Origin of the sequence: Rheinheimera faecalis, assembly GCF_021290965.1 — a bacterium.
GTDB lineage: Bacteria > Pseudomonadota > Gammaproteobacteria > Enterobacterales > Alteromonadaceae > Pararheinheimera > Pararheinheimera faecalis.
Genome location: NZ_JAJOYT010000002.1, coordinates 342,351 through 353,960, shown reverse-complemented (window position 1 = coordinate 353,960; position 11,610 = coordinate 342,351). Strand labels below are relative to the sequence as shown.

Annotated in this window: 11 protein-coding genes; 4 read left to right on the top strand and 7 right to left on the bottom strand. The window is 45.9% G+C overall.

The features are described from left to right. Position 1 precedes the first annotated feature (1 nt). Both LSG34_RS05245 and LSG34_RS05240 read right to left on the bottom strand, forming a co-directional pair. Positions 2–409, bottom strand: coding sequence for a GFA family protein (locus LSG34_RS05245; protein ID WP_233007767.1), 408 nt, complete (start codon positions 407–409; stop codon positions 2–4). Positions 410–438: 29 nt separating this feature from the next. Then, the gene (locus LSG34_RS05240) at positions 439–639 is read right to left on the bottom strand and encodes a PspC domain-containing protein (protein WP_233007765.1); all 201 of its coding nucleotides are present in this window, start codon (positions 637–639) and stop codon (positions 439–441) included. 261 nt (positions 640–900) lie between these two features. Here LSG34_RS05240 and LSG34_RS05235 point away from each other — a divergent pair, with 261 nt between their 5' ends. Beyond that, a complete protein-coding gene (locus tag LSG34_RS05235; RefSeq protein ID WP_233007763.1) occupies positions 901–1,779 on the top strand; it encodes a DUF4394 domain-containing protein in 879 nt (292 codons plus the stop codon). A gap of 99 nt (positions 1,780–1,878) precedes the next feature. On the opposite strand, the gene panP is transcribed toward LSG34_RS05235, so the two are convergent. Next, the gene (gene panP / locus LSG34_RS05230) at positions 1,879–3,525 is read right to left on the bottom strand and encodes a pyridoxal-dependent aspartate 1-decarboxylase PanP (RefSeq protein ID WP_233007762.1); all 1,647 of its coding nucleotides are present in this window, start codon (positions 3,523–3,525) and stop codon (positions 1,879–1,881) included. A gap of 353 nt (positions 3,526–3,878) precedes the next feature. Between panP and LSG34_RS05225 the strand changes: the two genes are divergently transcribed. Further along, a complete protein-coding gene (locus tag LSG34_RS05225) occupies positions 3,879–5,726 on the top strand; it encodes an EAL domain-containing protein (RefSeq protein WP_233007760.1) in 1,848 nt (615 codons plus the stop codon). A 59-nt stretch (positions 5,727–5,785) separates the two neighbouring features. Here the strand turns inward: LSG34_RS05225 and LSG34_RS05220 are convergent, their stop codons facing one another. The 4 genes from LSG34_RS05220 to mpl form a co-directional block, all read right to left on the bottom strand. Further along, positions 5,786–6,556, bottom strand: coding sequence for an ABC transporter permease (locus LSG34_RS05220; protein ID WP_233007758.1), 771 nt, complete (start codon positions 6,554–6,556; stop codon positions 5,786–5,788). Continuing rightward, complete coding sequence (locus LSG34_RS05215) at positions 6,553–7,479, bottom strand: ABC transporter ATP-binding protein (RefSeq protein ID WP_233007757.1); 927 nt, start codon at positions 7,477–7,479, stop codon at positions 6,553–6,555. Before LSG34_RS05215 ends, LSG34_RS05220 begins: the two co-directional genes overlap by 4 nt. Beyond that, positions 7,476–8,090 (bottom strand): flavin prenyltransferase UbiX, encoded by a 615-nt coding sequence (locus tag LSG34_RS05210; protein ID WP_233007756.1) that lies wholly within the window; start codon positions 8,088–8,090, stop codon positions 7,476–7,478. Before LSG34_RS05210 ends, LSG34_RS05215 begins: the two co-directional genes overlap by 4 nt. 155 nt (positions 8,091–8,245) lie before the next feature. Then, complete coding sequence (gene mpl / locus LSG34_RS05205) at positions 8,246–9,604, bottom strand: UDP-N-acetylmuramate:L-alanyl-gamma-D-glutamyl-meso-diaminopimelate ligase (RefSeq protein ID WP_233007755.1); 1,359 nt, start codon at positions 9,602–9,604, stop codon at positions 8,246–8,248. 201 nt (positions 9,605–9,805) lie between these two features. Here mpl and LSG34_RS05200 point away from each other — a divergent pair, with 201 nt between their 5' ends. Both LSG34_RS05200 and ppa read left to right on the top strand, forming a co-directional pair. Next, complete coding sequence (locus LSG34_RS05200; protein ID WP_233007754.1) at positions 9,806–10,777, top strand: class 1 fructose-bisphosphatase; 972 nt, start codon at positions 9,806–9,808, stop codon at positions 10,775–10,777. A gap of 141 nt (positions 10,778–10,918) precedes the next feature. Continuing rightward, positions 10,919–11,449 carry an inorganic diphosphatase gene (gene ppa, locus LSG34_RS05195; RefSeq protein WP_233007753.1) on the top strand — a complete coding sequence of 177 codons (531 nt, stop codon included), beginning with the start codon at positions 10,919–10,921 and terminating at the stop codon, positions 11,447–11,449. Positions 11,450–11,610: the final 161 nt, after the last annotated feature.

The window sequence follows — 11,610 nt, the reverse complement described above, 5'->3', positions numbered from 1 at the left end:
TTCAGCTTCGGCCAGGCTCATGGCTATCATAACGGGGCAAGTCTGCATCCAGATTGTCCCAGCTGGCTTTTGACGAGACAAAGTTATGGCTGATGGGACGCTCGGCTATTTCTGAATCCAGTATGCCCAAACGAATGCGGACCCGACCTGGATCTGCAGCGCTTGAGCTGTACACAGGACTGCCGCAGTTGGAGCAAAAATGCCGCAACCTGCCTTGTTTTAACGAAAAGGCTTTGAGCAGTTGTTCGCCTTGAATCACACTGAATTCTGCACTGGATACAAAGCCATTGGTAGCATAAGCCGTGCCGCTGGATTTGCGGCACAATGAACAGTGGCAATGAATAATGTCAGTAATACCGCCACAAATTTCAATTTTTACTTCACCACAAAGGCATTGGCCTGAATACATAACAAATCCGTTCTTTTAATGACAGCCGCTTACAGGCTGTCTTTTCTTGGCATCAACAGCCATAAAATCAGATACACAAATAAGCCGGGAAAAGCTGCTGATAACACTGACAACAACACATACACCAGACGCACACCACCGCTGGACCAGCCAAAATAGTCGGCTATACCACCACAGACTCCTGCGATCATTTTATCATTTGATAAAGCTAAGGTTTTATCTGACATCATACTTCCCTCTTTAATAAACCTGAACTCTAAAGTAACCCTGCACGAGACATGAAGCAATGCCTGAAGATGTAAGCAACTATATTTGGCTTCAGTTTGCTGAAATCTGCTTTGCCTGACAAAACTGATCGAATTTCGTTCAGAACCGTATGCTTACCAGAGCCTTGAGGCTGCACTATGGTTACAAGTAACAGAGCTATGGCTCTTTTAATGATAAAGCAGGCCCGATACAGGGTCAGTTGAAAGTAATAAAGGAAAGGATGTATGAAAATAACAAAACAGATTTTCGGCTCTACCCTGTTGACTCTAACTGGCCTTTTATCCGCAGGGCTCTTATCTACCGACCTTGGCGCGGCCACTATGCCAACTTTAAAAGGCAATGAAACCCTTTGGCTAGTTGATCAGGCGCATCAATTGATCAAGGTGAAGGTGGCAGCTCCGGATAAAATCGTCGAACAGAAGCCACTTTCAGGTCTGGCAACAGGCGAGACGTTAGTTGGCATAGATTACCGCGTTGCTTACGGCGTTTTATTTGCATTATCCGACCAAGGCCAGCTCTACAGCATAGATACCGGCACAGGAAAAGTGACTGCCACAGGCCCGGTTTTACCTGCAGACACATTAAAAAAAGGCCAGTTTGGCTTTGATTTTAATCCTGTCGCTGACAGGATCCGGGTGGTGAATGAGCATGGTCAAAACTTAAGATTACACCCAGAGACCGCAGCTTTAGCTTCTGTTGACCCTGAACTGAAATACGCAGACAAGGACGCTAACTTTGGCAAAAAACCCACTGTAGTGGCTGCAGCTTATACCTACAATCAGCAAGACAGCACGCTGACGACCAACTACGCCATAGATAAAACCAATGGCACACTGGTAACACAAGGCAGTAAAGAAGGCACCACGCCAGCTGTATCACCTAATACAGGACAGTTGTTTACCGTAGGCAGCCTTGGACTGCAATCGCTGCAACAGATAGCCTTTGATATTTCTGACTTAAGTAATCTGAGTTTTATTGCGGTTAGCACTACAGCAGTGCCTGCCAGTACTCTGTATCAACTGGATTTACAAACAGGACAAAACAAAAAGCTGGGGACTTTGGCAGATGGTCAGGCTCTGCTTGGCATGGCGATTGAACCTTAAATAAGCTTCTACTGATCGCTCTGTAAAAAAGCCCAATCACACTGCTGTGATTGGGCTTTTTAATGACGCTGGACCTGCTTCAGGCCTCACAGAATAGATTCAGGCGGCGCTGTCTTTTGCCAATTGCAGCAATTTAGGTAAAAACTCTTTATCCAAAGCGGCTACTTGCTGCTGCTCTTCCAGCACATCAAATAAAATCTGATCTGTGGTCAGAGGGTTTGCCAATACCACACGGAACACCACTGTGTCCTGACGCTGATAACGTTCAGGTTTAATCCGGGTACGGGAGACAAAAGAGCGGCCTTCTTCCCTTTGGGTTTTCTGAATAAAGCGGGTTAAACCGTTGAGCAGCTCATTAAACTTATGTAGTTTGTCGGGCGAAGCTTTCGCCATAGCACGCTGAACTTCGGCTGGCACATAACGATAGGTTAATAAACACAGCTCAGGTTCAGTGATCAGCTCAAACTCCGCGTGATCCTTAATTAAACCGGCAAAATAACGGGCTTTATCCAGACTGCGGTTGATCAGAATTTCATAACCCTGACGGCCAATGACCTGCAAACAGGCATGCACCAGCATGGCCATACCAGGGCGTGAACCTTCCAATGTCTGGCTACCTAAATCTTTTGAGCCTTTACGCAAAATATACTCAGCGTGATGTTCTATCGCATGAGCCGAAGATGGATGTTTAAACACCACCATACCGGCGCCCATAGGCACATACATTTGCTTATGTGCATCAATGGTCACTGAATCAGCGCGTTCTACGCCACTCAGCAAATGACGGTATTTATCAGAGAGTAAGGTTGCACCACCCCAGGCGGCATCGACATGGAAATGGCAGCCCAGTTCAGCAGCTAAATCGGCTAAATCATTCAGTGGGTCGACGTTACCGGTTTCTGTAGTACCAGCCACCCCCACTATCGCCATCACTTTGATGTTTTTGTCATTCAGTTCACGACTGACCCGACGCATTTCATCGCTTTGCACTTTGTTATTGGCATCGGTTTTGACCGGTACTAAAAACTCACGGCCAATACCTAAAATATCCGCCGCTTTGCCCAACGAATAATGGCCACGCTCTGAGACTAAAATAGCTAAACCTTCATAGCCATAATATTTCATAGCGCGGAACAAACCTTCTTTGGCCACGCCTTTAAAGTCACCATCGGCTTTTAATAAACGGTTACGGGCAATCCAGAGTGCGGTGATATTGGCAATGGTGCCGCCAGAACAAAAAGCACCTAAGGAATGGTTGGCGCTGTGCATCCATTTTTTATAAAAGCTGTCGCCTTCGCCATACACCAGATGATGCATCATGCCGATGACCTGACGCTCTAACGGAGTAAAAGCTTTGGAGGTTTCGATTTTCACCAGATTCTGGTTTAAACCCACCATCATTTTTGACAGCGGTAAGACAAAATAAGGCAAAGCCGAGGTCATATGACCAATAAAACTTGGCGCTGCGGTATGCACTGAATGCGCCACCAGCTTTTCCATCATCTGTTCGGCATAGTCCGACACAAATTTTGGTTCAGAAGGAATTTGGTGAGCCTGGAAATCGCGTTCAATTTGCCACAGTGGTTTTTCCACAGCGACAATACTTTCGCGTAAAAAACCAGCCAGGTTTTGCGAAATATTCTGTTCGATGATACTTAAAGTCGAGTCCGGAGCCTCTGGTACAGTAAATATCCGCCACAAGGCTTCTTCAGAAGCAGTAGCCTGACGTTTGTTTAATTCTGTCATTCGTATCCTGTCTCACCGTCGTCTCTATTTCGGCTTCTTATTTTGTGTTTTCAGGCCGTAAAATCAGTAAGTCAAAAAGGAGGTCACTGTACTAAATGCACCTTTAAATGTCTTTAAAAAAATTCATCTGTCGATCATCTTGCTGCAAAGATGCTGTAAAAACCGGATAAACAGCCTATTTTTGCCGAATGTCCCCACCTGATTGCAACAAATCTGCGGGATAGCGGGTCTTTGAATCAGATTAAAGTATTAGCTGCCAGCCTGATTTAAATCAGCTAAGCTATTAACGTATTGTTTTCAGGTTCCTTTTTACGAGTCATTGCATGCTACGGATCCGTTCAGCACATTTTATTATGATAAGCCTAGTGGTGTATTTGCTCGCCATAGCTGGCTACGTGTATTACCAGTATCAGCAAACCTACCAGACCAAACTAGCACAGGTTGATCTGCAGTTAACCAATGCAGTGAAAGCCGTGCCTTATTTGCTTGGCGAGAATTACCATAACAACATCAGTGGCCCTCAACATATTTCCCGCGCTGAGTATCTGGAGCTGGCCAAAAAGCTCAGCCTTTATGCCAAAGATTTAAAATTGCAGTATGTCTACAGCATGATCCAGGTCGATGGCAAAGTGCACTTCACCTCATCCAGTTATACAGAAGATGACTTGTTGCGTGGACAGTTAAGTTACTTTTACGACTATTATCCCGAAGCGACCGAAGCTAACAAAGCAGCTTTTGCTTCCATAGCCCCGGTATTTGAAGAGTCTGTTGATCAATTTGGCCATTTCCGGTCTGTATTGGTTCCGTACCAAAGCGCCGATGGCACTGTGTATTTAGCTGGCGCTGATATTGCTATTACCGATCTGGATCAGTGGCTGATGGCCAGCATGCAACAATCCATTTTAAGTGGCTCGATATTTTTTGGTTTGGCTTTATTGCTGGCGTTAAGTTACGCCATGGTGCTGCGCCACAACCTGACGACAGATCGCAGTTCAGGTCGGCGTAATGCCTTAGCTTTGGAAGCTCATCTTCGTCATGAAACAAGTGGCCTCAGCCAGTTGGCGATTTTACAAGTCAACAATCTTGAGGAAATCAGTCATTTGTATGGCACGCTGATAGCCGAACAAGCCATCAACCAATTTATCAGCCAGTTGCAACTGCATTTAGGCCGTCCTTTCCGCTTATATCGCCTGTCTTTTGAGAAACTCGCGATACGTCGTGTGGCCAGCGTTTCTGATAACGAGTTACATGACAAGCTCAAAAGTTTTGATTTCACTCAACCTGTGCTGAATGACCCCTATTTACTCTTTACTGTGACTTTAGGTGTAGCCTTGTCGCCTGCCGCTGTAGTGCTGGAAAATGCCATGCTGGCTGTGAACACAGCACGTTTGCAGCAACAATCTTTAGTAGTGTATTCAGACAACTTACTGGCACTGAAACAGCATCTGCATACCAATATCAAAATGGCTAAAGAAGTGCGCGAAGCCATAGGCCATGAACAAATAGTGCCCTACTTCCAGCCCCTGGTACAAATCAGCACTGGCGAGATTTTTCAGTACGAATGTCTGGCCCGTATTTTACGTAGTGATGGCAGCATACTGACGCCGGATCAGTTTTTAAGCATCATCAACCGCAGTCATTTGGATACAGAGCTGACCAAGATGATGTTTATAAAAAGTGCCAGTCAGTTTGCCGCTTCTGAAGTCAGCTGGTCTATTAACGTCAATTGCCGTGACTTACTGGATGATGATTTACAACAGTTTTTCCTCGACTATCTGCAGCATTATCCCAAACCTGAACGGGTGTATTTTGAACTGGCTGAAGCCGGAGTATTACCTCAGTTTGAACGTTGCCGCGACGCCATAGCCGCTTTGCAAAAAGCCGGAGCCAAAGTACTGCTGGATGATTTTGGTGTAGCCAGTGGCGTAGGTATGGCCGACTTGCTGCAGTTGCGGGTGGATGGATTAAAAATTCATGGCAGTTTAATTGAGCTGATAAGCTCAGATCCTGACGCTCAGCTCTTTATTGAACATATCAGCTCTTTTGCCAAACAAACCCAGTTACTGATCATCGCTGAGATGGTGGAAAGCAAACAGTCATTGGATGCGTTGGAACGTTGTGGTATCAGTTATGCGCAAGGTTACTATTTTGGCCCTGCGGCACCAGTACCGCTGCGCTACTACGAAAGAGGCTCAGTATAAAAACAAGAGGCGCTATATAAGCGCCTCTTTTTTTATTCATCTTAAATTTGAGCTTCTGTTTAGCTTCTAAGACCAGTGCCCTTATTAATCAGGTACATAGCAAAGCTAAAAAACACCAGAATAAAACCAATAATCACACTAAACGCAAACACCAGATTCACGTCACTGACGCCTAAAAAGCCGTAGCGGAAGGCGTTGACCATATACACAATAGGGTTGATTTGCGACACGTATTGCCAGAATTGTGGCAATAAACTCAGTGAATAAAATACCCCACCTAAATAGGTTAAAGGCGTCAGCACAAAAGTTGGAATAATGCTGATGTCATCAAAAGTCTTAGCGTAAATGGCGTTAATTAAACCGGCTAACGAAAACAAAGTAGCTGTTAATACCACAGTCGACATCAGAATAAACAAGTGATGCACTTTGATATCAACAAAAAACAGCGATAACAAAGAGACAATCAATCCAACCAGAATACCGCGCGCAACGCCACCACCAACATAACCCAGCACTATGATGTAGTTAGGCACAGGAGCGACCAGTAGCTCTTCGACATTACGTTGAAACTTGGCGCTGAAAAAAGATGAAGCCACATTCGAATACGAGTTCGTAATCACTGACATCATAATCAGGCCAGGCACAATAAACTCCATATAACTGAAGCCGCCCATATCACCAATACGCGAACCAACCAGAGCGCCAAAAATGACAAAATACAACGTCATGGTAATGGCAGGCGGCACCAGGGTTTGCACCCAAATACGCATAAATCTGTTGGTTTCTTTATAGAGAATGCTTTGTAGCGCTATTAAATTACGTGAACTCATGCTTTGGCTCCGCGTCCGTTTTCGACCAGACTGACAAACAATTCTTCCAGACGGTTGGCTTTGTTACGCATTGAAAGCACCTGAATGCCCTGCGCTGTTAAAGCGCTGAATACGCCATTTAAGCCCTGAGCTTTAACCACATCCACTTCCAGACTATGGCTGTCTGTCTGACGGAATGTATAACCTTCCAATGTGATCACCGCTTCTGTCGGCGCTATATCGAGTAAAAAGGTTTCTTTGTTCAGCTTACTCAGCAGGTTTTTCATGCTGGTGTTTTCGACTATCTGGCCTTTGTCGATAATGGCGATGTTGCGGCACAAAGACTCAGCTTCTTCCAGATAGTGGGTGGTCAGAATAATAGTCACACCCTGCTGGTTAATTTCTTTGAGAAACTCCCACATAGAACGGCGCAGTTCAATATCAACGCCGGCTGTAGGTTCATCTAAAATCAGTAGCTTAGGTTCATGCATTAAGGCACGGGCTATCATCAGCCGGCGTTTCATACCACCAGAGAGTTCACGCGAACGGGCATGACGTTTTTCCCATAAGCCAAGCTGACCTAAGTACTTTTCAGCACGGACTATGGCAACAGAACGTGGCACACCATAATAACCAGCCTGATTCAGTACAATTTGCAGCACAGTTTCAAACTGGTTGAAGTTAAATTCCTGTGGCACTAAACCTAATTGGCTTTTGGCATCTTCAAGGTGGGTGTCCAGATCATAATCAAAGACTTTGACAGTCCCACTGCTTTTATTGACCAGCGAACTGATAATGCCGATGCTGGTACTTTTGCCAGCACCATTCGGCCCCAATAAGGCAAAAAAATCGCCTTGCTGCACTTCCAGATCAATACCAGTTAAAGCGACGGTGCCGCTTTTATACACTTTGTGTAACTGTTTAATTTCTAACGCTAAGGTCACTGCTGATCTCCATAGCCCCAACGGCTGACTAACTGTTGCTTTAAACCTAAATGGTCAAGAATTCGCGCCACCATAAAGTCGATTAAGTCATCGACAGATTGAGGCTGATGATAAAAACCAGGCGCTGCCGGCATGACCACAGCACCAGCTTTGGACAAGGCCAGTAAGTTTTCCAGATGAATGGTACTCAATGGAGTTTCGCGTGGCACTATGATGAGCTGACCGCGTTCTTTCAATACGACATCCGCAGCGCGCTCAATCAGATTGTCACTCATGCCATGGGCAATAGCGGCTGCAGTACCAGTGGAGCATGGGCAAATCACCATCTGTTTTGGTGCAGCTGAGCCTGAAGCACAAGGCGAAAACCAGTCATCTTTGCCATATACGGCTAACAGCTCTTTAGTGGCACCGTTTTTTTTCAGAATAAAATCACGACAGGCTTCAGGACCACCCGGCAGTTTTAAATCATATTCAGTGGCAAATACGACGCGGGCAGCACTGGAAATTAACAGATGCACTTTGACCTGCTGCGCCAGCAAGTTTTCCAGCAAACGCCAGCCATAACCAGCGCCTGAAGCGCCGGTAAAAGCTAAAGTGACTTCTTGGGTCATGGAGTTCTCTTTATAAAATGATGACACTTATTTTTCCCGCTGATCCGAACCCTAAGTAATTGGAGTTGCAGGGAGGCGGCAAGTGTTCAAGACCCCAGGAGCATAGTTAACCTATGTGACTGGGGCGCGAACAGGCAGCCAACAAAGCTGTAGCTTCAAGTACGACGGGCTGCAGATAATGCGTCCAGCAGTTTCTGATGTATACCACCAAAACCGCCGTTGCTCATAATCACTATATGATCCCCTGCGGACGCTTTTTCAACCAAAGCCGCCACTATTAATTCCACAGATTGAAACACTTGCGCTCTGCCCGGCATTTGTTCTGCCACAGCTGCCAGGGACCAGCCAGAATTAGCAGGTTCAAACAGCAGCACGTCATTAGCATCATGCAGCGAATCAGCGATAGCAGATTTATGTACGCCCATCCGCATAGTATTGGATCTCGGCTCCAGCACTGCCCAAATTTTTGCATCCCCTACACGGGCTCTTAAACCCGCTAAGGTGGTTTCAATAGCTGTTGGGTGATGGGCAAAATCATCATACACAGCAATGCCTTTGACTGTGCCTTTGAGTTCCATCCTGCGTTTTGGCGCGACAAACTGCATTAAAGCTTCAATAGACACAGCCACAGGCACACCAACATGACGGGCAGCAGCTATCGCCATCACAGCGTTTTCGACATTATGGTTGCCACATAAATCCCAGTGTAAGGTACCTTGTGATACCGCCATGTAAAACAATTCAAACACACTGCCATCCGGCTGTTTTAATTCCACAGTCCAGTCTTTGCCATAACGCTGCTGCTCACTCCAACAGCCCATAGCTAAGGTTTGATCCACAGCTTCCACATGGGCTGGGCTCAATACCAGACCAGTGGCCGGTACCATACGCAACAAATGATGGAACTGACGCTGAATAGCGGCTAAGTCCGGGAAAATATCGGCATGATCGTATTCCAGATTATTAATCACCAAAGTGCGGGGTCTGTAGTGCACAAACTTGGAACGCTTATCAAAAAAAGCCGTGTCGTATTCATCAGCTTCAATAACAAAAAACGGCGAGTCACCTAAACGGGCTGAGCTATCAAAATTCTGCGGAATACCACCTATTAAAAAGCCAGGCTTTAAACCCGCATACTCCAGCACCCAGGCCAGCATACTACTGGTGGTAGTTTTGCCATGAGTACCAGACACAGCCAGCACCCAACGCTGATGCAATACCTGTTCAGCCAGCCACTGTGGGCCAGAGCTGTAAGGAATATTCTGATCCAGTGTGTACTCCACAGCCGGATTGCCACGTGACATGGCATTACCAATAATGACCAGATCAGGGGCAGGTTGCAGCTGCACCGGATCATAACCCTGAGTCAGTTCAATGCCCAATTGCTCCAGCTGAGTACTCATAGGCGGATATACATTGGCGTCGGAGCCTGTCACTTTATGCCCAAGACTTTTTGCAATAGCGGCAATACCGCCCATAAAAGTGCCACAAATGCCTAAAATATGAATATGCATACTCGATCCTTAGCCTGTCCATCATGGATTTTTCCGCCATTCTAGCAAAGGACTCTGAAGAACAGCTGAAATAAAACAACCAGAAACCTGCAATTTAGCCTGAACTTGATTAAAATGGCAGCTGCTATGGTCGACAGCCCTCAATCAAAATTAACACTGCGGCCTAAGCTTCCTCTACCTACACAAAAAAAGGATGGTTTTATGCGTCGATTGGCTCCGGCCCTGCGTCTAGATGGTGCAGATGCAGACCTGATAGATCTGATTAAAAGTATCGTAGCTGCCTGCAAAGAAATTTCGTTTCGGGTTGGCCAGGGTGAACTCTCAGATGTATTGGGCTCCACTCTGAATGAAAACGTTCAGGGCGAAACCCAGAAGAAACTCGATGTCATCTCAAACGAGCTGCTCAAAGATCTCATTCTTGAAACCGGTTCTGTCATGGCAATCTCTTCTGAAGAAGAAGAAAGTACAGTGGCAGGCAATCCTCAAGGTAAATATCTGGTCACCTTTGACCCGCTGGATGGTTCATCCAACACTGATATCAATAGCTTAATTGGCACTATCTTTTCTATTCTGCCAGCCCCCAAAGGCGCAGACCCTGCTGATCCGTCTATTTTCCTGCAGCCAGGCACAGCACAGATAGCTGCAGGTTATATATTGTATGGCCCTTCAACCCTGATGGCCTTGACCACAGGCAAAGGCACCAAAATGTATACGCTGGATAAAACCTATGGTGGCTTCCTGCTGACGACAGAAAACGTGACTATTCCGGGTGTTACAGCTGAGTTTGCTATTAATATGTCAAACCAGCGCTATTGGCAGCCTGCTATGCAGAATTACATTGCGGACCTGTTAAAAGGCAAAGAAGGCCCTCGCGGTAAAAACTTTAATATGCGTTGGATTGCCGCTATGGTCGGTGACGTACACAGAATTTTATGCCGTGGTGGTATCTTTGCTTACCCACGGGATTTAAAAGATCCAACCAAACCGGACAAACTTCGACTAATGTACGAAGCCAACCCAATGAGTTTTCTGGTAGAACAAGCTGGTGGAGCCAGTACAACAGGCTCTGAACGCATTATGGACATTCAGCCCGTGGATATTCACCAGCGAGTGGCAGTGATTTTAGGATCAAAACACGAAGTGGAAAGCTGCCTGCAGTATCATCAGGCGTAGGGGCTGGGTTTATCCCTGCCCGTCCCAACGGACAAACCGATGTTGAAGGCAACAAAGCTGCTGCTTCAAGTACAACGGCTATAGCCATATTTACGGCCGCTGCTATAATGCAGCACCAAATTTCAGAACAGAGGAAGCGTTATGAGCTTAAGTCAGGTTGCCGCAGGTAAAAATCTGCCAGATGAAATTAATGTCATCATTGAAATTCCGGCCAATGCCGATCCAATCAAATACGAAGTAGACAAAGACACAGGTACAGTCTGGGTTGACCGTTTTATGTCAACACCAATGTTTTACCCGTGCAACTACGGCTTCGTAAACCACACTCTGTCGTTAGACGGTGACCCGGTTGACGTATTAGTACCAACACCCTACCCACTGGTACCAGGAGCTGTGATCAAATGCCGTCCTGTCGCTGTATTAAAAATGGCAGACGAAGCCGGTGAAGACGCGAAAGTTTTAGCTGTACCAATCAGCAAACTGACTAAAATTTATGACAACATCCAGGATCTGAACGACGTGCCAGAACTGCTGAAAAACCAAATCCAGCATTTCTTCGAACGTTACAAAGAGTTAGAGCCAGGTAAATGGGTAAAAGTTATTGGCTGGGGCGACAAAGCTGAAGCCAAAGCTGAAATCATCAGCTCATTTGAACGCGCTCAGCAGAAGTAATATCTGCAACTGAAAACGGCACTTAAGGTGCCGTTTTTTTATCCACTGAGCCCCCGGAATTCAGCACTTTTTTCGGTAATAATCACTCTTCCAATAGCTTTACTCACAAGCTGCACTTTTTTATCAAAAAAACGCAAAATCTGATAAAAACTTCTGTAAAT

Coding starts and splice junctions, on each gene's coding strand:
- LSG34_RS05245 (WP_233007767.1), bottom strand. CDS start 409: ATGTATTCAGGCCAATGCCTTTGTGGTGAAGTAAAAATTGAAATTTGT.
- LSG34_RS05240 (WP_233007765.1), bottom strand. CDS start 639: ATGATGTCAGATAAAACCTTAGCTTTATCAAATGATAAAATGATCGCA.
- LSG34_RS05235 (WP_233007763.1), top strand. CDS start 901: ATGAAAATAACAAAACAGATTTTCGGCTCTACCCTGTTGACTCTAACT.
- panP (WP_233007762.1), bottom strand. CDS start 3,525: ATGACAGAATTAAACAAACGTCAGGCTACTGCTTCTGAAGAAGCCTTG.
- LSG34_RS05225 (WP_233007760.1), top strand. CDS start 3,879: ATGATAAGCCTAGTGGTGTATTTGCTCGCCATAGCTGGCTACGTGTAT.
- LSG34_RS05220 (WP_233007758.1), bottom strand. CDS start 6,556: ATGAGTTCACGTAATTTAATAGCGCTACAAAGCATTCTCTATAAAGAA.
- LSG34_RS05210 (WP_233007756.1), bottom strand. CDS start 8,090: ATGACCCAAGAAGTCACTTTAGCTTTTACCGGCGCTTCAGGCGCTGGT.
- mpl (WP_233007755.1), bottom strand. CDS start 9,604: ATGCATATTCATATTTTAGGCATTTGTGGCACTTTTATGGGCGGTATT.
- LSG34_RS05200 (WP_233007754.1), top strand. CDS start 9,806: ATGCGTCGATTGGCTCCGGCCCTGCGTCTAGATGGTGCAGATGCAGAC.
- ppa (WP_233007753.1), top strand. CDS start 10,919: ATGAGCTTAAGTCAGGTTGCCGCAGGTAAAAATCTGCCAGATGAAATT.